The organism is Reichenbachiella sp. 5M10, from assembly GCF_002742335.1.
Classification (GTDB): Bacteria; Bacteroidota; Bacteroidia; order Cytophagales; family Cyclobacteriaceae; genus Reichenbachiella.
The window spans coordinates 2,745,317-2,768,954 of the sequence record NZ_MDGR01000007.1 but is presented as its reverse complement, the minus strand read 5'-3'; the positions used below and the strand labels follow the sequence as shown (position 1 = coordinate 2,768,954).

General features: G+C 46.0%; 25 protein-coding genes. 12 read left to right on the top strand and 13 right to left on the bottom strand.

Going from position 1 to position 23,638, the window contains the following annotated elements:
• Window positions 1–38: 38 nt before the first annotated feature.
• Window positions 39–383 (top strand): DUF423 domain-containing protein, encoded by a 345-nt coding sequence (locus BFP72_RS11010; protein ID WP_255397194.1) that lies wholly within the window; start codon window positions 39–41, stop codon window positions 381–383.
• A gap of 51 nt (window positions 384–434) precedes the next feature.
• On the opposite strand, the gene BFP72_RS11005 is transcribed toward BFP72_RS11010, so the two are convergent.
• Together BFP72_RS11005 and gyrB are read right to left on the bottom strand one after the other, a co-directional pair.
• Window positions 435–1,298 (bottom strand): peptidyl-prolyl cis-trans isomerase, encoded by an 864-nt coding sequence (locus tag BFP72_RS11005; protein WP_099599190.1) that lies wholly within the window; start codon window positions 1,296–1,298, stop codon window positions 435–437.
• A gap of 135 nt (window positions 1,299–1,433) precedes the next feature.
• Window positions 1,434–3,395 (bottom strand): DNA topoisomerase (ATP-hydrolyzing) subunit B, encoded by a 1,962-nt coding sequence (gene gyrB / locus BFP72_RS11000; protein ID WP_099599189.1) that lies wholly within the window; start codon window positions 3,393–3,395, stop codon window positions 1,434–1,436.
• Between the two features lie 147 nt (window positions 3,396–3,542).
• Between gyrB and murB the strand changes: the two genes are divergently transcribed.
• The 4 genes from murB to BFP72_RS10980 all read left to right on the top strand — a co-directional run bounded on the left by murB (window position 3,543) and on the right by BFP72_RS10980 (window position 7,660).
• On the top strand, window positions 3,543–4,559 hold the full coding sequence (gene murB, locus BFP72_RS10995; RefSeq protein ID WP_099599188.1) for a UDP-N-acetylmuramate dehydrogenase: 1,017 nt from the start codon (window positions 3,543–3,545) through the stop codon (window positions 4,557–4,559).
• A gap of 678 nt (window positions 4,560–5,237) precedes the next feature.
• Window positions 5,238–6,305 carry a WG repeat-containing protein gene (locus BFP72_RS10990; RefSeq protein WP_099599187.1) on the top strand — a complete coding sequence of 356 codons (1,068 nt, stop codon included), beginning with the start codon at window positions 5,238–5,240 and terminating at the stop codon, window positions 6,303–6,305.
• 250 nt (window positions 6,306–6,555) lie between these two features.
• A complete protein-coding gene (locus BFP72_RS10985; protein WP_099599186.1) occupies window positions 6,556–7,140 on the top strand; it encodes a Crp/Fnr family transcriptional regulator in 585 nt (194 codons plus the stop codon).
• 67 nt (window positions 7,141–7,207) lie between these two features.
• On the top strand, window positions 7,208–7,660 hold the full coding sequence (locus BFP72_RS10980) for a DUF1569 domain-containing protein (RefSeq protein WP_099599185.1): 453 nt from the start codon (window positions 7,208–7,210) through the stop codon (window positions 7,658–7,660).
• A gap of 95 nt (window positions 7,661–7,755) precedes the next feature.
• On the opposite strand, the gene BFP72_RS10975 is transcribed toward BFP72_RS10980, so the two are convergent.
• Genes BFP72_RS10975 through BFP72_RS10965 form a run of 3 tightly spaced genes read right to left on the bottom strand, consistent with a single transcriptional unit; the run spans window position 7,756 to window position 10,562 of the window.
• Window positions 7,756–8,808 (bottom strand): VWA domain-containing protein, encoded by a 1,053-nt coding sequence (locus tag BFP72_RS10975; RefSeq protein ID WP_099599184.1) that lies wholly within the window; start codon window positions 8,806–8,808, stop codon window positions 7,756–7,758.
• Window positions 8,801–9,664: a hypothetical protein gene (locus BFP72_RS10970; protein WP_099599183.1), complete on the bottom strand. Its 864-nt coding sequence runs from the start codon at window positions 9,662–9,664 to the stop codon at window positions 8,801–8,803. The genes BFP72_RS10975 and BFP72_RS10970 overlap by 8 nt, the downstream gene beginning before the upstream one ends.
• 19 nt (window positions 9,665–9,683) lie before the next feature.
• Window positions 9,684–10,562, bottom strand: coding sequence for a DUF58 domain-containing protein (locus tag BFP72_RS10965; protein ID WP_099599182.1), 879 nt, complete (start codon window positions 10,560–10,562; stop codon window positions 9,684–9,686).
• Between the two features lie 47 nt (window positions 10,563–10,609).
• Here BFP72_RS10965 and BFP72_RS10960 point away from each other — a divergent pair, with 47 nt between their 5' ends.
• From BFP72_RS10960 to BFP72_RS10930, 7 genes are all read left to right on the top strand, one after another.
• Window positions 10,610–11,290 carry a DUF4296 domain-containing protein gene (locus tag BFP72_RS10960; RefSeq protein WP_099599181.1) on the top strand — a complete coding sequence of 227 codons (681 nt, stop codon included), beginning with the start codon at window positions 10,610–10,612 and terminating at the stop codon, window positions 11,288–11,290.
• An 11-nt stretch (window positions 11,291–11,301) separates the two neighbouring features.
• Window positions 11,302–13,698: an endonuclease MutS2 gene (locus tag BFP72_RS10955; RefSeq protein WP_255397193.1), complete on the top strand. Its 2,397-nt coding sequence runs from the start codon at window positions 11,302–11,304 to the stop codon at window positions 13,696–13,698.
• 146 nt (window positions 13,699–13,844) lie between these two features.
• Window positions 13,845–14,075: a cytochrome b5 domain-containing protein gene (locus BFP72_RS10950; protein ID WP_099600759.1), complete on the top strand. Its 231-nt coding sequence runs from the start codon at window positions 13,845–13,847 to the stop codon at window positions 14,073–14,075.
• 4 nt (window positions 14,076–14,079) lie between these two features.
• Window positions 14,080–14,934, top strand: coding sequence for an N-acetylglucosamine kinase (locus BFP72_RS10945; RefSeq protein ID WP_099599180.1), 855 nt, complete (start codon window positions 14,080–14,082; stop codon window positions 14,932–14,934).
• 111 nt (window positions 14,935–15,045) lie between these two features.
• Window positions 15,046–15,849: an N-acetylmuramic acid 6-phosphate etherase gene (locus BFP72_RS10940; RefSeq protein ID WP_099599179.1), complete on the top strand. Its 804-nt coding sequence runs from the start codon at window positions 15,046–15,048 to the stop codon at window positions 15,847–15,849.
• A 3-nt stretch (window positions 15,850–15,852) separates the two neighbouring features.
• Entirely contained in the window at window positions 15,853–16,422 is a 570-nt protein-coding gene (locus BFP72_RS10935) for a hypothetical protein (RefSeq protein ID WP_099599178.1), read from the top strand.
• Window positions 16,423–16,592: 170 nt separating this feature from the next.
• The gene (locus BFP72_RS10930) at window positions 16,593–17,480 is read left to right on the top strand and encodes an RluA family pseudouridine synthase (protein WP_099599177.1); all 888 of its coding nucleotides are present in this window, start codon (window positions 16,593–16,595) and stop codon (window positions 17,478–17,480) included.
• A 3-nt stretch (window positions 17,481–17,483) separates the two neighbouring features.
• Here the strand turns inward: BFP72_RS10930 and BFP72_RS10925 are convergent, their stop codons facing one another.
• From BFP72_RS10925 to der, 8 genes are all read right to left on the bottom strand, one after another.
• Window positions 17,484–17,735, bottom strand: a complete 252-nt coding sequence (locus BFP72_RS10925; protein ID WP_369824023.1) for a YwbE family protein — start codon at window positions 17,733–17,735, stop codon at window positions 17,484–17,486.
• A 30-nt stretch (window positions 17,736–17,765) separates the two neighbouring features.
• On the bottom strand, window positions 17,766–18,557 hold the full coding sequence (locus tag BFP72_RS10920) for a DUF2490 domain-containing protein (RefSeq protein WP_099599175.1): 792 nt from the start codon (window positions 18,555–18,557) through the stop codon (window positions 17,766–17,768).
• A gap of 6 nt (window positions 18,558–18,563) precedes the next feature.
• Window positions 18,564–19,010 (bottom strand): PepSY-like domain-containing protein, encoded by a 447-nt coding sequence (locus BFP72_RS10915; protein ID WP_099599174.1) that lies wholly within the window; start codon window positions 19,008–19,010, stop codon window positions 18,564–18,566.
• A gap of 126 nt (window positions 19,011–19,136) precedes the next feature.
• Window positions 19,137–20,420, bottom strand: a complete 1,284-nt coding sequence (locus tag BFP72_RS10910; RefSeq protein ID WP_099599173.1) for a HAMP domain-containing sensor histidine kinase — start codon at window positions 20,418–20,420, stop codon at window positions 19,137–19,139.
• Between the two features lie 4 nt (window positions 20,421–20,424).
• Window positions 20,425–21,102 carry a response regulator transcription factor gene (locus BFP72_RS10905; protein WP_099599172.1) on the bottom strand — a complete coding sequence of 226 codons (678 nt, stop codon included), beginning with the start codon at window positions 21,100–21,102 and terminating at the stop codon, window positions 20,425–20,427.
• 73 nt (window positions 21,103–21,175) lie between these two features.
• Window positions 21,176–21,631 (bottom strand): GNAT family N-acetyltransferase, encoded by a 456-nt coding sequence (locus BFP72_RS10900; protein ID WP_099599171.1) that lies wholly within the window; start codon window positions 21,629–21,631, stop codon window positions 21,176–21,178.
• A 36-nt stretch (window positions 21,632–21,667) separates the two neighbouring features.
• Window positions 21,668–22,288 carry a SprT-like domain-containing protein gene (locus tag BFP72_RS10895; RefSeq protein ID WP_099599170.1) on the bottom strand — a complete coding sequence of 207 codons (621 nt, stop codon included), beginning with the start codon at window positions 22,286–22,288 and terminating at the stop codon, window positions 21,668–21,670.
• The gene (gene der / locus BFP72_RS10890) at window positions 22,289–23,605 is read right to left on the bottom strand and encodes a ribosome biogenesis GTPase Der (protein WP_099599169.1); all 1,317 of its coding nucleotides are present in this window, start codon (window positions 23,603–23,605) and stop codon (window positions 22,289–22,291) included.
• Between the last annotated feature and the right edge of the window lie 33 nt (window positions 23,606–23,638).

The window sequence follows — 23,638 nt, the reverse complement described above, 5'->3', positions numbered from 1 at the left end:
AAAAAATGGATAGAGGTATACTTAGAATAGGGGGTGTCATGGCGATACTGACTATTGTCATTGGGGCTTTTGGAGCACATGGGTTACAATTTGTATTGGAAGCGAATGATTCGGTTGCCATATTTGAAACGGCCGTACGCTATCAGGGAACGCACGCTCTCGGTATTTTGATACTGGGCGTGATGACTGCTGAGTTTGATCGCAAATGGCTCAAACTTGCCGAGGTGTTTTTTTTGACGGGTATTCTGTTTTTTAGCGGGTCATTGTATGTGTTGAGTGTGACAGGGATGAAATTCCTTGGAGCGATCACACCTATAGGAGGGGTTTGCCTGATCGCTGGGTGGGTCATGATGATCACATCACTCAAAAAGAAAAAATCTTAAAGATGAAACAAGTACTGTATCTAGAGATTATTCTAGATACAGTACTTAAGTTTAGCGAATGTTCGGGTCTATGATGACCTCATAGGAGTCAATGATGTCTTGGATAGCGGCCGTTTTGAGTTTTTCTAAATGCATGCCATGTACGTCGGCTTTGACGCTGTCTTTGACTTCTTCGAATGTAGGTTGGCGTCCACTGCCTCGATCTACAAGCATGATGACATGGTAGCCTTTGTTGGATTGAAAGGGCCCTACCCAGTGTTGGTTGGAAAGGCCTTGGTTTTGAAGTTGCTCGGCAAAACCCTCTCCGAAATGATGATCGATGTAGGAGAGTGTGCGCTTGTTGTAATAGGTGTGGTACTTAAAGGTGTCACCTCTGCCATGCGCCTCGTCAAAAGGGATGTCGTTTTGATTCAGATCTTCTCTTTCCAGTCTTGATTTGTACAATGCATCCTGTAGGTTCTTGTTGTTTTGGTCGAAATACACGTGTGCAAAGCTCAGCGTAGGCTCGATGTAGTAGTCATTCAAGTTGCTGTCATAATGTTCCTTGAGCTCTTCGTCGCTTAGTTCTACGGGTACATAAGCAAGGCCTTGTACCATGATTTCCATTTTTTGGATGAGCCAGGCGCGTACAATAGAGTCTTGGTCTCCTAGTCCTTTTCGTAGAGCTTCTCTATAAAGAGCCTCGTCCCATACATAGTCTTGGATTACCTTTTGCAAGACATCCTCACTGATGCTGTCTAGCTTTCTTTCGTACTCATCCCGCTGGGTGTTGTATCTGAATTTGGCATGGTAATACAGCGAATTGTTGTCTACATAAATAGGCTCTTTTTTTGTTTTGGGAGGCTTGTGCATGTATATCAACATGGCTATGGCGCCTAGGGCTATTGCGAAAATGTAGGAAATGACTTTTTTCATGAATCGGTTTGGCTTGGGTGGAAATAGTAAGAAGTCAAATTAAGAAAAATAGTAGAGGACTCAAATATGAGTGAAATAAAAAAAGGAGCTGTTCGGCTCCTTTTTAAATGTTTTCGTATGATGCCAAATGTTTATTTACACATCGACTTTAGCGTATTTGGCATTTTTCTCTATAAACTCTCTTCTCGGAGCGACTTCATCTCCCATCAGTACGGAGAATAAGTGGTCCGCTTCTGCAGCTGAGTCTACAGTTACTTTCTTCAAACTACGAAACTCTGGGTTCATCGTGGTAGTCCAGAGCTGTTCTGGGTTCATCTCTCCAAGACCTTTGTAGCGCTGTACACCCACAGAATCTTCTTTGCCAGAATCACCGATCATTTGCGAGGTGACGTTGGCTCTGTCTTCTTCTGACCAAGCGTAGCGTTCTTGTTTGCCTTTTTTGAGTAGGTACAGAGGAGGCAAAGCGATGTAGAGGTAGCCATTGTCTATCAAAGATCTCATGTATCGGAAAAAGAAGGTCAAGATCAAAGTACGAATGTGACTACCATCGATATCCGCATCTGTCATGATGATGATCTTGTGGTATCTCAGTTTTTCCATGTTGAGAGCCTTAGGGTCTTCGTCGGTACCAAACTTGACGCCAAGGGCTGTGATCATGTTTTTGATCTCATCATTGTCGTAGATGCGGTGTTCTTGTGCTTTTTCTACGTTGAGTATTTTTCCTCGGAGAGGTAAGATCGCTTGGAATTTGCGGTCACGCCCCTGCTTGGCAGATCCTCCTGCCGAGTCTCCCTCTACCAGATAGAGTTCGCACTGGGCTGGATCGCGCTCGGAGCAATCGGCTAGTTTTCCTGGGAGTCCGGTGCCAGACAGGACGTTTTTTCTTTGAACCATCTCTCGTGCTTTTCGCGCAGCGTTTCGAGCTTGAGCGGCTAGGATGACCTTTTGTACGATCATCTTTGCTTCTTTAGGGTTCTCTTCGAGAAAGTTGTTTAGAATCTCACTGACACTGGTGTCGACGGCACCCATAGCGTCTGAGTTACCTAGTTTGGTTTTGGTTTGTCCTTCGAACTGCGGCTCAGCTACTTTGACTGAGATGATGGCAGTCAATCCTTCTCTAAAGTCGTCACCTGTAATGTCAACTTTTATTTTGTCTAGCATGCCCGATTTGTCCGCGTAGGCTTTGAGTGTACGCGTCAGGGCTCGTCTGAATCCCGCGACGTGTGTTCCTCCTTCGATGGTGTTGATGTTGTTGACGTAGGATACGACATTTTCGGTGTACGACGTGTTGTATGTCAGCGCTACTTGTACGGGGATTTCGCCCTTTTCTCCTTCCATATAGATTGGAGTAGGGATGAGTTTTTCTCTAGAGCTATCGAGGTATTCTACGAACTCCACGAGACCACCTTCTGAGTGGAATGTGTCGCTTTTGAAACTGCCGTCTTCTTCTGTTTCTCTTTCGTCAGTTAGCAAGACGGTGATTCCTGCATTGAGGAAAGAAAGCTCTCTGAGTCGCGTAGCTACTGTTTCGTATTTGTATTCTGATATGGTAAAGATACTCTTGTCAGGCATGAAGTGGACATGCGTACCTGTGATATCCGTGGTGCCGATTTCTTTGACATCATATTTGGGTATACCACAAGAGTATTCTTGTTGAAAGATCTTGCCGCCTCTATGGACAGTCACTTCGAGCATTGTAGATAGTGCATTGACACAGGATACCCCTACACCGTGTAGACCTCCCGATACTTTGTAAGTGTCTTTGTCAAACTTACCTCCAGCATGAAGGACGGTCATGACGACTTCTAGAGCCGATTTTTTTTCTTTTTCGTGGTAGTCGGTAGGTATCCCTCTACCGTTGTCAGTGACGAGGATGGAGTTGTCTGGCTTGATGGTGACATTGATGGTGTCACAGTGTCCTGCGAGTGCTTCATCGATTGAGTTGTCAACGACCTCCCAAATCATGTGGTGTAGTCCTTTGATCCCGACATCACCGATGTACATGGCTGGTCGTTTTCTTACGGCTTCTAATCCTTCGAGGACCGTAATATTACTTGCCGAATAATCTCCTTTTGGTGTTTTGTTTTCTTCGCTCATTTCCACTTTTTAAAATCCTCCAAAGCTACTAAAAATAGCGTCCTAATTCTGTGATATTATGGAGTTTTTTGCCCCAAAAACAGGGATATATTGAGGGCTTTGATAAATTGCAGCCTTTATTGCAAGTTCCAATCATAATTCGATTCTATGTCATTGATTCAAACCGATGTTTCCCTAAAACCTTACAATACTTTCGGGCTGGATGTGGTGGCGCAGTACTTCGCTGAGGTGACTACTGAGTCTGAGCTAAAAGAAGCACTAGAATGGGCTAAGGAGGCAGGAGTGGAGCCTTATATCCTTGGCGGTGGATCGAATGTCTTGCTGACACAGGATATGAAAACACTCGTGATCAAGAATGCCCTCAAGGGCGTGACTGTGCTGGAAGAAACTGACACGGAGGTTCGAGTACAAGTCGCCAGTGGAGAGGTGTGGCACGCGTTTGTCCTGCACAGTATCGCTCAAGGCTGGGGAGGGATAGAGAATCTGTCGCTGATCCCTGGGACTGTGGGTGCTGCACCTATGCAGAATATCGGCGCGTATGGCGTAGAGATCAAAGACGTGTTTGGCTCACTGACCGCACTGGATAGGGGGAGCTTGGAGACTAGAACCTTTGCCGCTGACGATTGTCAGTTTGGGTACCGTGAGAGTGTGTTCAAGAAGGAGTTGAAAGGCAAATACATCATCACCTCGGTGACTTTGGTGCTCTCCAAAAGTGCCCAACTCAACACGAGCTATGGCGCCATCAATGAGACCCTGATGGAGCGCGGGATTGCCAACCCGACGATACGTGACGTGAGTGATGCGGTCATAGCGATCCGCCAGTCCAAACTACCCGACCCAAAAGTGATCGGCAACTCAGGGAGCTTTTTTAAAAACCCGGTGATCGCTAGTGCGCAATATGAGCAACTCAAAGACCACTACGAAATCCCCGGCTACCCTCAGCCAGATGGGCAAGTGAAAGTCCCCGCAGGATGGCTCATCGAGCAAGCAGGCTGGAAGGGCAAGCGAATCGGTGCGATCGGTGTACATGACAAACAAGCCCTCGTGCTCGTCAACCACGGAGGGGGTAGTGGGCAAGCCCTCTATGATCTAGCGATGGAGATCCAAGCCTCCGTCCAGTCCAAATTCGGGATCGAGATCCTGCCTGAGGTCAACGTACTGTAGCTTTGTTCAATACTTTGGTTTGGTACAAGCAAGGATTGCTTTGAGACAGGTCAAGGGCTGCCAACTTTTTGATGATCAGTTCTATCCTCATTGACCATTCTCCCCTTTTTTTACCCGAATAATGCTACTGTTTCATGCGGGTAAAATGACCTTAAATTCAAACACGTGTCTTTGACGCTCCGAACACACGTGCTTGAGAGCCGGAACACACGTGTTCGATTTACCCCCTTCTCAATGCGTTTAAACGCACTTTTTTTCAATATGCAGAGGGGGATCGAGAGGGTTTTCTTGTTTTGTAGCTGAAAAAGAAATCTACACCCACCCAACCACCTAGTGATGAAAGCATACCTGTATTGTGCCGGGGTTTTCGGGGAGTACTGCAGGGACTGGAGGCGCATGCTGGCGTAGGGAAGAAGGTCATTCCCTGCGTATCCATCGACAATAAGCGGGTTGCTCGGATTTGCTTTCGAGATGGCTCACCTGAGTCGATCATGAAGCTTGAAAAATAATTACTTACCTAAACCTAGGGTTCATATCCTAAAATCAACCATTTTTAAGTGAAGTAAAGCGCAGGGTGTGCTTTATGTGTATGTTATTGTCAGTTTTTGCAACTCACTAGAGTCTAAGTCTTTTAAAGTGAAATATAACAAGGTATTGTGTCACTTAATTTGGTCCTTTTTGGTACCTAATCTTCTTTATTCCCAAGAGGTCATTGATGGTTCATTTCATAATGATTTAGCGGTAGTGAAAAAAGAAAATAAATATGGCATCATCAATACAAATGGATCATTCATTATTGGGCCAGAATATGAATTGATAATATATGATAAGATCGATCAGTTATATTTAATTTATCAAGCAGGAACTATAAGTCTACTAGATAAAAACTTGAATACCTTTTCAGATCATGTCTTTTCAGGAAGTTCTAGCGATATTAAATTCCGATTCCACCATTATAAATTCAGTAATGAATTAATGGCAGTTAAAGTGGACAGTCTTTATGGTTACCTTGATAAAAAGGGTGATTTTGCGATCACACCTAATTATAAGTTTGCTAGAAAGTTTAAGGATGGATATGCAATAGTTGGACTGGATCGCTATGGGCTTATTGATAAACAGGGACAAGTTATTCTTCCCGAAGAGTATGATGACGTTAAAGTTGAATACGACAGATATATAATTGCTTTTAAAGACGGATTTAGTAAAGTCTTACAGGGAGGTGTTGTTCTTGCCGATAGTATTAGAGGAAGTGTCAAGGAAATTTCTAAGAACCATCTGTTAATACTAAGATATGACAGCAAAATGCAACTTCTTAAATCGGATGGGGAATCGAGCTTGCGGGAAAACTATGACGAAATTGAATTTCAAATGTTTGCTCCTGGAGTAACTTTTAGAAATGGAAGTACCTGGGGGTATTATGACCTAGAATCCGAGAAATTGATTGTTCCTCAAGAATACGAAGAAATAAAAGCTTATTATGGTGGACACACCATTATTGTCAAGTCTGAAGGCAAGTATGGTCTAATTAACAAGGAAGGAGAAGTAATCCAAAAACCAATTTATGATGAAGTTAAGGCAACAACAGATGGTGTTTTAATAATTCAAGATGGTAAATATGGATTGTTCGATAAGAAAGGGAATGAAATATTTCCCTTAATTTATGATAGCATTGATTATGTAGGCAATTTTAAATATAAGGTAGTTCGGAAGGGAAAGTCTCAAATAATTAAGTATAAAGAAAAATAGATGATAATCGAGTAGACGGTTGTGAGCAATAAGCATCCTCTGATCTTAGGATAAGCGCGAGCGATCCTAAGATCAGAAATCTAGAAGGGCGTCCGTTGTTGGTGTTTTGCAGGATGTGTGATAGGTCATGCCTGTCCGATCATCTTGTAGAGAAGCTAGCAAATAAAGTGTATCTCTCCGTAGATAGATTGACTATTGCGTGCTAATTTCCACCCATCATAACTGGACCTATCACAAATAACCTATAGCAGTGAGAGAAAAACTTAGAGAATATTTTGAACAGGACCTATCCTTGTCTAAAGATGTGGAGGAGGTAGTCAATGCTTTTGAACATGTCGTCATTGACAAGAACGATTACCTCTTCAATGCCGGTTCGACCATTGACCACTATTACATTTTAGAAGAAGGGTTTGTGAGGTCCTTTGCCATCGATACCAAGGGCAATGATATTACCACTCACTTTTTTTCGAAGGGAGAAATAGTCATAGACTGGCCTGCTTTCTTCATGCATCAAAAGACCTCAGAGTACTACCAAGCGATGACAAAATGCTCTGCTTGGCGACTAGGTTTTGACAGGTTTCAAGAGCTCTTTCATTCGATCGCTGACTTTAGAGAAGCGGGGCGTACGCGGTTGGTAGGGAGCTACTTTGTGATGAAAAATCGCAACATTGAAATGATTACTAAATCTGCTAAAGAAAGGTATGAAGCGCTTTTTAGACAGCATCCTGAGGTCATCAAAAACGCATCGCTCAAACATATCGCGACTTTGCTGGGCATTACAGATACTTCTTTGAGTAGGATTAGAAAAGAAATGGCCAGCGGTTCGGTTTCTTGACATATGACAAGATTTGGAAGCGGGCGAATGCCCAATTTTGTCTCATCATTTAATTAACCATTGAATCATGAAAACAATCTTTGATCAAAACGTCTTGAGCGAACTACAGCTCAGAATCGACCACCTCTCACCACAAGCAACAGCAGCGTGGGGCAAAATGAATACTTATCAGATGCTTAGGCATTGTATTTTGAGTGAGCGAATGTTTCTAGGGGACAACGAATACAAGAGACTTTTTATAGGTAGACTTTTTGGGAAAGTAGCCTTGAAAGGGATTCTTAAAAATGACAATCCTCTGAAAGAAAATCAACCTACTCATCCAGCGTTTAAAATAACGGGCCAAGGAGACATAGTGCCTTTGAAGAACAACTGGAAGACACTACTGGAGAGATACTCGACGATCAGTCCAGACGAACTCGCTGGTTTTTTGCACCCGTTTTTTGGAGCGATGACCCGCGACCAGATAGGGCAGTATGTCTATAAGCATACAGATCATCATCTCCGACAGTTTAAGGCCTAGTGATACAGGTTTCCCCTTACTGGTCTGGGTAAGTACATGTGATCCTAAGACGGGTAGGAGGGGACTAAGACTCACTAGCCATTCTTCACTATCTGTCAATCCTGCAGGATGTTGCTGATGAAGGTGGACTTGAGAAGCATCCAGAGGAGGAAGAGGGCGATGGCCCACTTGAGATAGATGGGGTAGAAGTCTGTCGTGTCCTTGAACCGGTTTTCTTTGATCTCGGCTTTTTCGTACTTGTCGATCAGTTTGAAGACATTGACGAGTGCTTCATTGTCGGATACACGAAAGAACTGCCCGTGACCGATCTCTGCGATTTTGCGCAGTGTGCTTTCGTTGAGGGTGTTCTCGACGTAGTTGGTCCGACCAAAGAAATCTTTGCCGAAAGGTACGCGTCCTTCTTTTCCGATGGCTATCGTGTAGATCTTGATGTCGTAGGCATCGGCCAGTTCTGCCGCGATGATGGGGTCGATATTGCCCGCGGTGTTGTCTCCATCGCTGAGCAGGATCATGACTTTGGAGGCTGTTTCGGACTCTCTCATGCGGTTGGTGCCTACTGCTAGGGCACTGCCTATGGCGGTCCCCCCTTTTTGGATCAAGTCGAAATCAATGTCGTCAATGTAGGTGTTGAGCAGTTCGTAATCCGTGGTGAGTGGCGAGCGTGAATAGGCCTCACCAGAGAATACTACCAATCCGATACGGTCTTGGAATCTCCCCATGACGAACTTGCGTGCCACGTCTTTGGCAGCTTCGAGACGGTTGGGCTTGAAATCCTCGATCTGCATGGACTCGGAGATATCGATGAGCATCATGATGTCGATCCCTTCGGTCCATTGCTCTACTTTTTCATTGGTTTTTTGTGGGCGAGCGAGTGCTATGATGAGCAGGCAAAATACGAGCAGCATGATGACACTTGGAATTAACCTGAGCAGACTGATAGGACTCCATTTGATGTCTTTTTCTGTCAAGGCTATGGACAAACTTTGGCGTTTGCGTCGGTCGATGATCAGCCAGACCACCAGGATCAGTGGGAGGGCGAGAAAGGCGTAAAATACATCACCAAATTGCCAATGGAAATTTTGGAAGGTCTCCCAAGAGAACCAGTTGATCGACCACCAGTCTGAAGTGCTTGTTGCTAATTTACCCATGATTCACCTCTGCTTTTTTGACGTCAAATCTCTCTGCTGTGTATTGGTTCATCACCTCCAAGTTGTGATGTAGGTCTTCGATGGTGAGCTTGCCATAGATGGATTGATCGATGGTTTGCAGGACTTCTTGGAGTGTGTCCGCATAGCCCGTTAGGAGGATTTCTTTGGTGGTATATTTAGTATACGGTTTGTTTTCGAGGCTTTCCATGTAGCTTTTCCAGACGAGGAGCAGTGCTTCGATGGCTTGGGTGTCTTCACTGGACTGGATGGCCTGTACGGCAGTAGTCCAGCGTAGTTGATACCTTTTGTATTCCCTGCTGAGCAAGTAGACTTTGTACCTGGCGCGGATGTTTTTGCCAAAGAAGAAGAGGATGCCAAGCACCAAAAGCACAAACAGCCCTGCCCCGATGCCTAGGTAGAGGTAGTTGAGCGAGTAGTCGAGTGCCTCGAAGGCCACGTTGCTACGCAGAGCGATCGAGTCGGGTAGGACTTGGATCATAGGCTGGAGATAGATCGAGTCAAAATCCGAGAGGATCTTGATGCTGTCTCCCTTTTGCAGGACATAGATTGGGAGTTGTAGTTTTTGTACGAGATCGATCTCGAAGGTGCTGACGGTGTAGATCACACTGTCATAGGCCCAGGTGCTGTCGATGCTCGTCGGGGTATATCTGTGGCTGCTGTACTCGAAGGGCATATAGCCGTAGGTCGAGTCTGGGAAGATGATCTGCCAGTCACGGGGGTACTTGATCGCGAGGCTATACTCTACCTCTTCGCCGATTTGGAGACTGTCTTGCAAAAACTGTCCGGTAGGCAGAATCGTCTGACTCCATGCCTGTATCCCAAAACAGGTGCACATCAAAAGGAGAACTGTCTTCTTAACCACTCTTTTTTGCTTTATTTCTGACTTTAAACAATTTGATCAGTTTGGGTACATAGTCCTCGTCGGTACGGACTTGGAGGTAGTCGGCCTGATGTCGGCGGCAGAGTTGCTCTAGTTCGCTTTGTTTCTCTCCATACGTCTGGTTGAGTATGTTTCTAAACTCACTGGACGAAGTGTTGCGCCATAGTGTTTTGCCCGACTCTTTGTCTTGGAGTGGGATGATGCCCAAGTTGGGGAATGTGGTCTCGCGGATGTCCGTGATGTGGATCACGACGAGATCATGCGACTTGGCCAAGCCACGCAGGTCATGGTGGTAGTCCTCGTCGATGAAGTCAGAGAGTAGAATCACAATGCTTTTCTTTTTGAGCAAATCCATCGTAAAGCGAAAAGCTTTGTTGAGATCGGTCTTCTTGGAGACAGGCTTGAGCTTGAATATCTCGTTGACCAGATGAAACGAATGCTTCATGCCCTTGCCGGGCTTGACATACTTTTCTTTTCGATCCGAAAAGCAAATGAGACCGACTTGACTGTTTTCTTTGATTGCCGACATGGATAGCAGCGCGCAGATCTCTTTGCTGATGTCGATTTTTTGTTGGCCATCCACTCCGATTTCTTGAGACGCACTTACATCTAGGATAAAGAAAATGTTTTGTTCTTTCTCTTCCTTGAAGGTTTTGACGAAGGTCCCATGCCCTTTGGCAGAGACGTGCCAATCGATGGTACGCACGTCATCACCGTACTGATACGTCCTGACGTCATCGTGTTCGAGTCCCGATCCTTTGAAGATGGAATGAAAATCTCCCTGCATATGGGAGTTTAAGGCCTTCCTAATTCTGATCTCGTATTTCCTAAGCTTCTTGAGGATGTCCTTCATTCATTGTACTTTTGGAAGCTTAAAATTAAGAGAATCTTAAAATTTATATGAGAGACAAATTTATTTTTTTAGTAGCGGTGGCAACATTAACGTTTCTTAACGCTTGCCAGCGAAAGAATGAGGAAAAGGTCATCTCAAGAAATACCATGACGGAGATTCTCATCGATCAGCATATCCTGGAGGCAAAGGTGCTCTTGTTGAAGCTGCGTACCGATTCTTCTGCCAAGGTTTTCAATTCGTTGGAAAAGGAGTTGTTTGAGAAATACAAGGTGGATAAGGCTACTTTCGAAAGGAGTTTTCAATATTATCTCGCCCATCCCGAAAAACTCGATAAGATCTATGAGGTCGTCGTGGATAGTCTCAATGTCTACGATCAGAATGCAGGGGTAGCAGAGGAGGAGGAAGAGAAGCGAATCAAGGCAGAGGCTGAACTGAAGAAGCGACAAAAGAGATTGCGTGATTCGATTGCGCTGCTGCCTCAGATGGACTCTTTGGGCAATCCGCTCAGTTATGATTCGCTGGGCAACTTGCTGCGCTACGACTCATTGGGCAATTTGATCATGATGGATTCTGCGAGGATGGCCATGTCTGACTCGATATTGAACGTAGAGTCTGATACTGCAGTGGCTATGCCAGGTGATTCTATGCAGGTAGATTCTTCGCAGACCAAAGCTCCAGTCAAGAAACCCCTCGCCCGACCAAGCAAAAAGATACTTCCACAGCAATAAACTGTACATTTTTGAATCTGTATCCAAAAGAAATTGAAGTCAAACTGAGTTTTGACAAAGTAAAGGAAATCATAGGGGCTTATTGTCTTGGCCCCTTGGGAGAGCGATTTGTAGACCGCTTGACGTATTCGACGCAGGCCGATAAAATCAACGAATGGCTCAATCAGACGCGTGAGTTTGTATACATATTGACCAGTGGCGAGGGATTTCCCAATGCCAACTATGAGGACGTGACTCCATTTCTCAAACAGGCAGAAGTCCCGGGATCGTTTTTGGATGTAGAGGAACTGTACGAGATCAAGGGCGTGCTGGAGACACTCAGCAAGGTGCATGCGTTTTTTGAGAGTCGTACCGAGGCATACCCGGTATTGTCTCAGCGTCTTGGGAGTGTGCGGGTGGATGGACATCTCCTCGCGGCGATGCAGTCCAAGATCGATGAGAAGGGAGAGCTGCATGATGATGCCAGTCCAGAACTCATGCGTATACGTGCATCGATAGCCAAGTGCCAAGTGAGGGCTAGGACTGCCGTCAATAAAATACTCAAACAGGCAGGGGACCACGGCTATACGCCAGATGGTGCTACGCTGACCATCCGTGACGGACGACTGGTGATCCCTGTATTGGCGGAGCACAAGCGACACGTGCGAGGGTTTGTACATGATGAGTCTGCGACGGGACAGACGGTGTTTCTAGAGCCTGCCGAAGCGCTCGAGATCAACAACGAACTCCGGGAGCTTCGCTATGCCGAGCGACGAGAAATCATCCGTATTTTGACCGCCTTGACAGATTTGGTGCGCATGCATCAGGAGGATATCGGTAGGGGCTTACGCATGTTGGGTGTGCTGGACTTTATCCAAGCCAAGGCACGTTTTGCACAGGCTTTCGACTGTATCTGCCCCCAGGTTTCCCATACGCAGAAGATAGAATGGAAGCAAGCACGTCATCCTATATTGGAGCAGGCGCTGCAGGAGCAAGGGCGTAGCATCAAGGCCCTAGACATTGTACTCTCTTCGCAGGAGCGGATACTCTTGGTGTCCGGACCCAATGCCGGAGGGAAATCGGTGTGTCTCAAGACGATTGGACTCATCCAGTACATGGTGCAGTGTGGAGTGCCTGTATCGGTAGATGAGGAGTCTAAATTTGGAATTTTTGATTCGATGTTTTTGGATATTGGTGACGAGCAATCGATCGAAAATGACTTGAGTACCTACAGTTCGCACTTGACGAACATGAAGTTCTTTTTGGAGCATACGACCAGCAAGACGCTGTTTCTCATAGATGAGTTTGGTACGGGTACTGAACCGCAGTTTGGGGGAGCGATCGCTGAGGTAGTCCTGCTTGAACTTGCCAAATCCAAAGCCTACGGAGCGATCACCACGCACTACGGTAACCTCAAAAAACTAGCAGATCAAGTCAACGGGATCGTCAATGCGGCGATGAAGTATGATGTCAAGCACCTCGAACCACTCTACGAGTTGGAAATTGGTAAGCCTGGGAGTTCGTTTGCGCTAGAAATTGCAGGCAAGATCGGTCTCGACAAGCGGATGTTGGACAAGGCAAAAAAGAAGGCCGGTGTATCGCACGTACAGTTTGATAGACTTTTGAGTGAGCTCGAAGCAGAGAAAAATGCTATTGAAAAGCAAAAAAAGGAGATAGCAGCCAAAGACCGACGTCTCAATGAGGCCATCAAGGATTATGAGGATCTCAAAAGGTTCTTGGACAAGAAAAAGACAGAGGTACTCAAAGAAGCTAAATTAGAAGCCGCACGAGTGATCGAAGCATCCAATAGGAGAGTGGAGTCCACCATCAAGCAAATCCAAGAATCCAAAGCAGACAAAAAACGCGTGCAGGCCGCTCGCGAGCAACTGACGGCACACAAGGATAAGTTGAGCACAGAGGCGCAAAAAGAGAAGACAAAGGCCCCTGTAGCAGTGGTCGATCCAGTCATCGCGATTGGTGACAAGGTCAAAATCAAGGCGTCTGGAGCTGCGGGCGAAGTAGTAGCCATCAAGGGAAAGCAGCTTGAATTGACCTTGGGTGGATTGACATCCAGAGTCAAGCTCAAGGATGTAGAGAAAATATCGAGCAAGGAGTTTAAAAAGACGACCGATGATCGGGTGCAGCAGATGACGGGCATAGATCTCAATGCGAAAATGGCCCACTTCAACATGACGCTCGATATTCGGGGAGTGCGTGCTGAGGAAGCGATTGGTAAAGTAGAGGACTATATCGATGAAGCACTGCTGCTCGGACACCCAGAGGTGCGTATATTGCACGGCAAGGGGCACGGTGTATTGCGAGAATTGGTGAGGAATGTCTTGCGAGAAAATCGCAAAGTAGTCCAAGCAACGGACGAACATGTCGAACGAGGTGGTACGGGGATCACAGTAGTGACATTGGAGGATTGAAAGAGCATAGTGCCAAAAGTGTAGGCAACCAGGAGCTTGAGTGGTGGGCGTGGAGGCGGTCATGCAGCTCGGTACAGTATGATGGCCTTCATTCTAAAGTTTCCACTTCGTAACTTTCTAGTATTAAACACACATAACCGTTGAATTTGAAACCTTACACTAAACAACAATTGGCTCTCCGAAATGGGCAAGATCGAGAAGAGATCTGGGTCGCTTATCAAGGAGATATCTATGACGTGAGTGCCTCGAGAATGTGGCGCGACGGCAAGCACTATGAGCATTGGGCAGGACAGGATTTGACCGAAGAGTTAGCAGAAGCACCTCATACGGCCAAAGTATTTGATAAATTCACCATTATTGGGCGCTTAGAAAATTGAAGCAATGATATTGATCGCAGACAGTGGCTCCACCAAGACCGCATGGAGGATAATAGACAAAGACGGCAGGATCTCTCAAGCCAAATCCCCAGGAATCAATCCCTACTACATGAAGCAAGAGGATATCACTGCTACAGTGCGTGAGGGATTGGTAGAGTATGTGGATGAGGATATCGCCTATATTTATTTCTATGGCTCTGGATGCTCGTCGGACAAGAACAAGGCCTTGATCCAATCGGCACTTTCGGTGCTGTATCCTCAAGCTCAAATAGAGATTGATCACGACCTTTTGGCCGCTGCACGGGCTTTGTGTGGGGTGGAGTCAGGGATCGCTTGTATCCTTGGTACAGGTTCGAACTCTTGCCTCTATGACGGTACAGACATTGTAGACAATGTCACTTCGCTCGGATATCTACTAGGGGATGAGGGGAGCGGCAACCACCTGGGACGTGTACTGATCAAGCGTTACTTCAAAGGAGAATTGCCTGAGGAATTGAAGCAGAAATTCGATGAGTATTTTGGCTTGACCAAAAGTGACGTACTCGAAAACTTGTATCAGGGGAATATGCCCATTCGGTTTTTGGCGAATTTTTCGAAGTTCATCTTTCAGTATTTGCAGCATCCCTACTTCTATCAGCTGGTCTACGATTGTTTCAGAGAGTTTTTTGTGGAGAATGTTTGTCGATATGCTGGGCATCGGGATTTGCCGATTCATTTTGTGGGATCTGTGGCTTTCTATTACAGCAATGTCTTGCGTCGTGTCGGAGCGGACCTTGGGCTACAGATAGGCATCATAGCCGAAGATCCCGTGGCGGGGTTGGTGCTGTATCACAAGGAGAAAATGAAGGCCGAGGGGTGATCATATGCTTTCTCGATGAACTACGGTTTAGGATACGACTAATAACCATTTCTTAACAACAATTTTTGCATGGATGTTTTCTAAAGCGAGGGATTAAAAGGAACTTTGGGTATGACTACCACCGAAGAATCCTCACACTACGACAATCTGCATGAGATGAGCGTAGAAGCTCTCCTCACTTCCATGAACAAAGAAGATCAGTCCGTGCCGCAAGCTGTGGCACAGGCCATCCCTGCCATGACACCTTTGGTCGATGAGATCGTTCAAAAGATGGATGCGGGTGGACGTTTATTCTACATCGGTGCAGGGACGAGTGGGCGATTGGGTGTAGTGGATGCCTCTGAGATACCACCGACCTATGGTTTGCCACATGATCGTGTGATTGGTATCATCGCGGGTGGTGACGGGGCGATTCGCAAGTCCGTCGAAAATGCCGAAGACGACAAGTATCAAGCATGGAAAGACCTGGAGGCTTATGATGCGAATGCAGGCGATGTATTGATAGGGATTGCTGCTTCAGGCAGGACACCCTATGTGCTTGGAGGGCTAGAAGATGCCATGAACAAGGGACTCACGACTGGCTGTATCGTGTGTAACCAAGCGTCACCTATCGCTCATGCAGTCAAGTACCCCGTGGAAGTAGTCGTAGGACCAGAATTTGTGACAGGGAGTACGCGTATGAAAGCAGGTACTGCCAGCAAACTCGTCCTCAATATGCTTTCGACTGCTGTGATGATCAAACTCGGTCATGTCCAAGGCAATAAAATGGTGGACATGCAACTCAGCAATGCCAAACTTGTCGAGCGGGCCATTCATATGCTGATGGATGAAATAGAAATAGATCGTAAAATAGCCGAACGCCTGATCAGTGATCATGGGTCTGTGCGCCGTGCGATTGATCATTACAAGGGATAGCTTATGCATGTGATTGAGCCTTTTTATGGCTGGTTGAAATATTATGATTCGAGTCAAGACGAGTACTCACCGTTTCATGGCAAAGAATACAATTACGACCTCTACTCCGATACGATCTATGGATATTATATCGACCCGGGATGGGATTTCATTGGATCAGAGACTCTTTACCTCAAAATCCTATATCTCGATTACGATTCGGGCTATGCAGTGATCGAGTTCATGGGCGAATGGAATGACGCCATTCACAACGATATCATGCACCTCAAGCGCAACATCATCGATGAATTGTTGGCTGCTGAGATCTCAAAATTTGTATTGATCGGTGAAAATATTCTCAATTTTCACGGCTCAGATGATAGCTACTACGAAGAGTGGTTTGAGGACGTAGAGGAAGGGTGGGTGACCGCTATTGGTTTTCGGGATTTTGTACTCGACGAGATGAAACAGTTTCATATCGATCACTATGTCAATTGGGGAGGAAACCTGGATGTCATCAACTGGCGGACGATGAAACCTCAGATGCTATGCCAGCTCATCGACGGCTTGATTCAGAAACGCCTCGGTATGTGACTCTTTGTTGGATGTGAGCTTTCCAGTACGGCATGTTGGGTTTGTAGGCGGCTCTCTTGACGTGCTTTTCGGAAGATACATTTTGGACAAAGGCTAAAACAAATCAGTGGGTCTGTGAGGAAATCGGAACGGTCATTTTGTAGGAGAACCCAAGCGGTTACTTTTGCAGGATGAAAGAGACGCATACGGTTGAGAAAAAGGATTCAGGAGTATTTCTAAACGTGTTGGCTCCTAGGGTTTTTCGGTGGGTAGCTTCCAAAGCCAAAGCGCGCAAAGCCATGTCGGCAGGCGAACTTCTTGTCAATGGGCAGCAGGTGCCAGCAGATGTGCGTGTGTCGGTAGGCGATGTGATCTCATATACTACACGCAAGGGAGGAGCAGTCAAAAGTGCTCACCGTAAAGTTTTCAAACAAGAAATTCCAGTGGTCTATGAAGATGAGTATCTCGCTGTGCTCAACAAACCTGGTGGTCTTCCCGTCAACGGCAACCATTTCAAGACTTTGGAAAATACCCTGCCTTTCAACCTGAAGCCCTCAGCACAGCCGGATGCTTTGGGTGTCATGCGTCCGTTGCATCGACTCGATGGGCCGACTTGTGGATTAGTCATGGTCGCCAAGACCGAGCGTACCCAAGTCGAGATGGGGCTGCAGTTTGAGAATAAAAAGATCCGTAAGCGTTACCAAGCTGTAGTCATCGGGGCAGTAGCCGATTCGAAGGGGACGATTAGAGATGTCGTGGATGACAAGCCCAGTCAGAGTGATTATGAAGTAGTGTATGTCAAAAAATCTGTAAAGTATGGTCAATTGAGTCTGGTGAAGCTCTACCCTGTGACAGGCCGTACTCATCAGCTAAGAATCCATATGTCCAATTTGGGTCATCCGATTGTAGGGGATAAGTTCTATTCGGGAGAGGTGGAGGTTTTGCAAGGCAAGGGACTCATGCTGTGCTCGGATCGCTTGGAGTTTGATCACCCGATTACTGGGGAGCATCTTGAGTTGGAGATCAATCTGCCCAACAAGTTTACCAGCTATATGGATCGAGAAGCGAGAAGAAACTAGAGGTTAATCCTCATCGAGGATATGCTTGACACGTCCGACCTGTCCGTCTTCTAGCATGACCTTGATGCCGTGGGGGTGATTGGGTGATTTGGTGAGGAGTTTGCCTACTACTCCACGAGTCAGTGCACCACTGCGTTGGTCTTTTTTGAGGACTATGTCTACTTCGAGTCCTACTTGTACGTCTTTTCTGTTTCTACCGTCAGGCATGTCGATGTGCTTTTTAATGGATACGCGAAAATACTCTTGAATTTTCAACTCGCGACCGAATTGGGTTCGTTTCGTGAATTAATGTTTTCCAAAAGGGTTTTTGACAATGAGGTCTAAGGCCAAGTAGTGCGCGTTGGTGAAGACTTTTTTGCCAATAAAGTCGTTCATGTACCCAATATGGACTGTGACGGGTGTTCTCTGTGGACTGTATGCGTAGTAGAAGCAAAACCGACTCTCTTTGTAGTCGAATGTGTCCCATTCTTCTTGGTTGGTTTGAGAATGACTCATGGATAGTAGCATTTCAAGGCTAGAGAGTACTTGATGTGTCTTGTGTTGGTCCAGATTGACCGTCAGTTTGGCTTTGAGTCGGGTGCGAAACTGCAAGTTGGATTCCCAGGCATGGAATTCGGGAGTGTAAAATAAGCGTAGCTCTTGCCTGAGTGTGGAGGCAAATTTGAGTCGAGTGTTTTCCAAAATGTATGAGTAGCGACCGTAGAACCTTAGTTCCTGTTTGAAGTCAGGTGTTTCGCTTTCGAAGGGAGGAAGTAGCGCGTAGCGATGTTGTCTTCGGTAGCTGAGTGCTAGCGAATACTGCCAATGCTTGCTGTATCGATGCGAGACTTCTTGGTTGAGTACCCAGATGGATGGGCGCTGACTGGGATTGTAGTTGTCAGGGTTGCTGGTACGACCCATACCTAGATAGGTCATGGATTTGATGCGCCCAGCAGCATCCAGTTTTTGCTGGAGGCCCAGAGCAAACCACTCAGCGGTGTGCACAACCCCCATGCCTGGGGGGCTGAGCTGACCGTAACTGTGATTGCATAGAGAGAGAGACAAGAGGAGGAGGAGTACATTGAGTCTGTTCTTCATGATGGATTAGTCTGCAATTTGTGTGGAGATTTCTCCATTTTTGTCGAAGATGATTTTCCATTCTTGGGTAAACGAATTTAGTTCTACACTGTAATCTACAGTGGAAGAAGTAGTGATGCGTTTGGCGTCATCGATTCGAAATCCATTGAAGTCACGATCCAACTTGGCAGTCACTGGACTAGGGAGTTCGTTGTGCGAAATTTCTTCTTCGTGACGGATGATCTCTCCTGTGGTATCGTACCAGATCTCATGGTCGGTAAATATGCCTGTCTCAAACTCTACATTGTACTGGTTGTTCTTGACTTTCCATTCGATATCGTACGCTTTGGGAAAGTCTTGTTTGAATCGGTTGACAATCACAGAGGGGACGCGATTTTGAGGGATGTCTTGTGCTAGCGTAGGACTCCATGCGACCAATAGGCCAATGATAAGTAATGCAAGATGCTTGTTCATGTGCTTGTTGTTTTAGTTTCTCCCTCAAATAAAGGAGGTGAATCTGGAATCAATTGGGAATCGGAGGGAGCAGCTGTTTTTTTATGGGGCGTATGAGCTGCAGTAGGGGTAAGTGTCTGTTGGGGGTTATTTCTGGAACTGAACCTCAAAGTGATGCAGGCCATCGTAGTGGTAGCGTATCGAAAACTGGTAGAGTGTACAGATAGCTTGTACGACGGCTAGCCCTAGCCCTGTGTTGCTGTGTTTTTCCGACTCTTTGTGAAAGCGGGTGAAGATTTTGTCACTCGGAAGCGGCTGTGCTTTGCCAGTGTTGGAGACTGAGAGTTGCGTTTCTGTGAGGTGGATGGTTACTTCTCCGTTTTGATGGTTATGAAACAGGGCATTTTTGACGAGGTTGTTGAGTAGTATGCTGGCTAGTGTAGGGTCCATCTCTACGATTAGCGTGTTTGTTTCGTGGTAGTGCAGGTGTATTTGCTTGTGTGCTGCAAAATCCTCTAGGTCTTCACCGCATTGACGCGCGATATGGTTGAGGTTGACGGTTTGGTTGTCAAAGTATTGCTTGTTTTCAATTTTAGCGAGTAGAAGTAGTGATTTATTGAGGCGTGTGAGTCGCTCGACGATTTGTAGGACTTGAGCGATTTGTTCGGCACCTGTACCGGAGAGATCGTTTCGTTCCAGCATGAGTTCCAGTTTGGTTGTTGCGATGGCGAGTGGAGTCTGGAGTTCGTGCGAAGCATTTTCGGTAAACTGCTTTTGATGCTCATAGGTTTCTACCGTGTGTTGGATGAGTGCGTTGGCAGTTGCTTTGAGTTCGTTGAATTCCGTGGTTTGCGTTTCTACAGGAGGGAGTTTTTGATGACTGTCTAGGCGGAAAGTTTTGAGCTGATGGAGGATTTGGTAAAACGGTTCCCAGAGTTTGCGTAGTACGATGTTGTTGATCCAGATGATACTGATGACGAGTACGAGGTAGAGTAGTACGATGGACCAAAAGAGGTCTGCGATTAGATCGTCTTCTTCTACCATAGAGGAGATGACTTGGAGTCGATAGTATCTCTGATTCAGCTCAAATGCCGTGGTGAGTAAGCGGACGGGTTCGAGATCGTTCTCAAACTGCATGTAGAGGAGGGTGTCCTTGTGCACGTCGTGGATCTGTAGGGCGTACTGTCTGTTGATTTCTTGGATGGCATAGTTGCTCTCGTCAAAGTCATTTTTGTGGAGGACACTGCTGTCTATAGCGGCTTTTTGGAGGATGAGTAGCTTGTAGTTGTCTAGTCCATCATCGATGCTGTCGTAGATCTCATCTAGCATACTGAAATAGAAAATGACCGACCACACACTTACGATCAGCAAGATGGACGCTGAGAGATATCGGTTGGATTGGTGGAGGAGCTTTCTTTCTTTGCTAGCCATGGAATTAGGGTTGGATCAGCTTGTATCCCACGCCATATACTGATTCGATTTCGATTTTGGCTTCAGCTTTTTGTAGTTTTTTACGCAGGTTCTTGATTTGATAATATACGAAATCAAAACTATCTGTTTGGTCGATATGGTCTCCCCATACGTGTTCGGCGAGTGCTGTTTTGGTGACCAGACGGTTTTGGTTGAGGAGGAAGTAGTTGAGTATATCAAACTCCTTTCGGTTGAGCGGGGTGTTTTGCCCTTCTACCGTGAAGGCTCGTTCGCTGAGGTTTAGGCATATGTTGGCTATTTCGATGAGGTCTTTGCCGTCGAGTTTTTTGCGACGCAGGACTGCTTTGATACGTGCATTGAGTTCGGCGATGTGAAATGGCTTGGTCAGGTAATCGTCTGCGCCGAGATTTAGTCCATCTAGCTTGTCATCCAGAGAGTCTTTGGCAGAAATGATGATGACGTTTTGTGGCTTGTTCCCGTCACGGATTTGCTGGAGGATGTCCAATCCACTACCTCCTGGTAGCATGATGTCGAGTAGGATACAATCGTATTCATAGTTCCAGATTTTGCTCAGAGCTTCTTGGTAGGTACTTGCTTGTGCTACGGTATATTGCTCCTTGGAGAGTGAAGAAGCGATGGTGTCGGATAGGTCAGGTTCGTCTTCTATGATCAAAATCTTCATGAGTACAAAAATAGGTGTCAATTCTGGAAAGATGTGGGAATGATACCAGACTCAATTTAAGAAATAGTTGCGATCATGTCTTGAGTATTTTGTCAAAACAGAGGCTGTTGTCTACGCCAGCATATTGTCCGTAGTTGGAGATGAGGGCATACCCGCACTTTTTGTAGAGAGAGATAGCTTCGGGTTGTCTCTTGCCAGTTTCTAAGATGCAGCGTGTGTAGCCCAGTTCGCTTGCCCATTTCTCAAGTTCGGATAGGAGGTGGGAGGCTATGCCTTTGCCCCAGCATTCGGGTGCTGTATACATGCGTTTGACTTCTACAGTTTGTGCGTCGTAGGGTTTGATGGCTCCACAGCCTATGACTTTTCCTGCTTCATACCATAGTACTGCCTCTTTGATTTCGTCGAGTTGGTTGTATTGGCTGTAAAACGAGTGCTCCGAACCGTCTGTTGTCGCTAGGTACTGGTCGAGCTCGGTGACCAAGGCGATAAAGTCTAAGTTTTGAGAATTTGTGCGTAGGATTCCGTTCATGGGACAGTACGTATTGATGTCGAAAAAAGTACGGCTCTAGGTCTCGTTTTTGAACTGCTGCACAGGGGCTGTCCCTGAGATGAGGTACTGCTTGCCCGTATGACACGCTTCGCAAAGTACACGGGTACGTTTTTGCTGGATTTTTCGGTAGACCGTTTTTTTGAAGAGGAATTTTTGTCCTAAGTCTATGTCGCTGAGGAATACACCACTTGTTTTTGTATCATGGTGCCTGAGTGCTTTGAAGAGCACGGGGTCTGAGACACTCGTTGCTTTGGGATTCTTCATGTGAAGGGCAAGCGGCCCTAGGATACTCATGGGGAAGATGTCCTCGCGTAGCATAGGGATCATCAGTTTTTTGAATTGATGCTTCCATTCCTTTCCATGAGGGTCGACACGGTTTTGATGCAGGTCGAAGTTGACTTTGTGAGCCACTTCATGGATGTAAGTGACCAGAAAAGCATAGGGGTTTAAACTCCCATTGATTGAAATGCGATGTTTGCCTGTATTGGGATCGTATCTGTAGTCACCCAACTTGGAGGTACGGTCTGGGGTGATTTTGAGCTGGAATCCCTGTTCTAGCCATAGTCCCAAACAATAGTCAACAGCACCTACTGGTAGATGTCTTTCAAAAGCCAATCGGTGCTTGCTGTGATCCAATTATTTTTGACGGAAGTAAATCTTGACAGGCACACCTTTGAAGTTGAAGTACCCTCTCAATTTGTTGAGTAAGAAACGTTCGTAGGGTTCTTTGATGTACTGTGGTAGGTTACAAAAGAACGCAAACGAAGGTGTACGTGTAGGCAATTGTGTGATGTACTTGATTTTGATGTATTTTCCTTTGAGTGCTGGAGGTGGGTTGCGCTCGATTTCGGGTAGCATTGCCTCGTTGATTTCGGAGGTGGGTACTCGCCTTGTACGGTTTTCGTTGACTTCTATGGCCAACTCTATCGCTTGGAAGATGCGCTGTTTGGTCAGTACAGAGGTGAAAATGATCGGTATATAGGATAGGGGGCCACCGAGTTTTTCAAGGATTTCTTTTTTGAAATTCTCTGCGGTATTGCTTTCCTTGTTTTCGATCAGGTCCCACTTATTGACCATGATCATGATGCCTTTTTTGTATTTGTCCGCTAGAGCTATGATACTCATGTCTTGGGCCTCAAATCCTCTCGTAGCATCGATCATCACCATACAGACATCACTGTCTTGGAGGGATTGGATAGCACGGAGTACAGAGTAAAACTCTATGTCTTCTTTGACCTTGCTTTTTTTTCGGATCCCAGCCGTATCGGTGAGTATGAAGTCCTTTCCGTACAGTTTGTATCGTGTATTGATGGCATCTCGTGTCGTGCCAGCGATATCTGTGACAATGGACCGGTCTTTGCCGAGGAGGGCATTGAGAAAAGATGATTTTCCCGCATTGGGACGACCCAAAATAGAGATTCTCGGTATACCCTCTTCTGGGTTTTCGATATCATCATCTTGGAAGTGAGTGACTACTTGGTCCAACAAGTCCCCTGTACCTGCCCCACTTGCCGAAGAAATTGGAAATACTTCGCTTTCCAATCCTAGTCCATAGAATTCAGCAGATTGTAAATCTAAAGTGGGGTTGTCTGCTTTGTTGGCAACTATGTATACAGGCTTTTGGAGTTCGCGGAGGATATTTGCAAAATCCTTGTCCATGTCTGTGAGCCCGTCTTTGCAGTCGACCATAAACAGGATGACGCTGGCTTCATCAAGAGCTAATTTGACTTGGTCACGAATTTGCTCTTCGAAAATGTCGTCTGAGCCCATGACATATCCTCCCGTATCGATGACGGTGAAGTATTTGCCAATCCACTGTCCAAAGCCATAGTGTCGATCACGAGTCACCCCGCTTTCATCATCCATGATGGCCTTTTTTTGTTCTACCAGTCGGTTAAAAAGAGTGGACTTGCCGACGTTCGGACGTCCTGTAATGGCTAAAATATTAGACAACTTCGTACTGTTTTAATGCAGAGGCAAATTTAG

Bases quoted from the DNA above. Each gene is read 5' to 3' on its own strand.
- BFP72_RS11010 (WP_255397194.1), top strand. From the start codon at position 39: ATGGCGATACTGACTATTGTCATTGGGGCTTTTGGAGCACATGGGTTA.
- BFP72_RS11005 (WP_099599190.1), bottom strand. From the start codon at position 1,298: ATGAAAAAAGTCATTTCCTACATTTTCGCAATAGCCCTAGGCGCCATA.
- gyrB (WP_099599189.1), bottom strand. From the start codon at position 3,395: ATGAGCGAAGAAAACAAAACACCAAAAGGAGATTATTCGGCAAGTAAT.
- murB (WP_099599188.1), top strand. From the start codon at position 3,543: ATGTCATTGATTCAAACCGATGTTTCCCTAAAACCTTACAATACTTTC.
- BFP72_RS10980 (WP_099599185.1), top strand. From the start codon at position 7,208: ATGAAAACAATCTTTGATCAAAACGTCTTGAGCGAACTACAGCTCAGA.
- BFP72_RS10975 (WP_099599184.1), bottom strand. From the start codon at position 8,808: ATGGGTAAATTAGCAACAAGCACTTCAGACTGGTGGTCGATCAACTGG.
- BFP72_RS10970 (WP_099599183.1), bottom strand. From the start codon at position 9,664: ATGTGCACCTGTTTTGGGATACAGGCATGGAGTCAGACGATTCTGCCT.
- BFP72_RS10965 (WP_099599182.1), bottom strand. From the start codon at position 10,562: ATGAAGGACATCCTCAAGAAGCTTAGGAAATACGAGATCAGAATTAGG.
- BFP72_RS10960 (WP_099599181.1), top strand. From the start codon at position 10,610: ATGAGAGACAAATTTATTTTTTTAGTAGCGGTGGCAACATTAACGTTT.
- BFP72_RS10945 (WP_099599180.1), top strand. From the start codon at position 14,080: ATGATATTGATCGCAGACAGTGGCTCCACCAAGACCGCATGGAGGATA.
- BFP72_RS10940 (WP_099599179.1), top strand. From the start codon at position 15,046: ATGACTACCACCGAAGAATCCTCACACTACGACAATCTGCATGAGATG.
- BFP72_RS10935 (WP_099599178.1), top strand. From the start codon at position 15,853: ATGCATGTGATTGAGCCTTTTTATGGCTGGTTGAAATATTATGATTCG.
- BFP72_RS10930 (WP_099599177.1), top strand. From the start codon at position 16,593: ATGAAAGAGACGCATACGGTTGAGAAAAAGGATTCAGGAGTATTTCTA.
- BFP72_RS10920 (WP_099599175.1), bottom strand. From the start codon at position 18,557: ATGAAGAACAGACTCAATGTACTCCTCCTCCTCTTGTCTCTCTCTCTA.
- BFP72_RS10915 (WP_099599174.1), bottom strand. From the start codon at position 19,010: ATGAACAAGCATCTTGCATTACTTATCATTGGCCTATTGGTCGCATGG.
- BFP72_RS10910 (WP_099599173.1), bottom strand. From the start codon at position 20,420: ATGGCTAGCAAAGAAAGAAAGCTCCTCCACCAATCCAACCGATATCTC.
- BFP72_RS10905 (WP_099599172.1), bottom strand. From the start codon at position 21,102: ATGAAGATTTTGATCATAGAAGACGAACCTGACCTATCCGACACCATC.
- BFP72_RS10900 (WP_099599171.1), bottom strand. From the start codon at position 21,631: ATGAACGGAATCCTACGCACAAATTCTCAAAACTTAGACTTTATCGCC.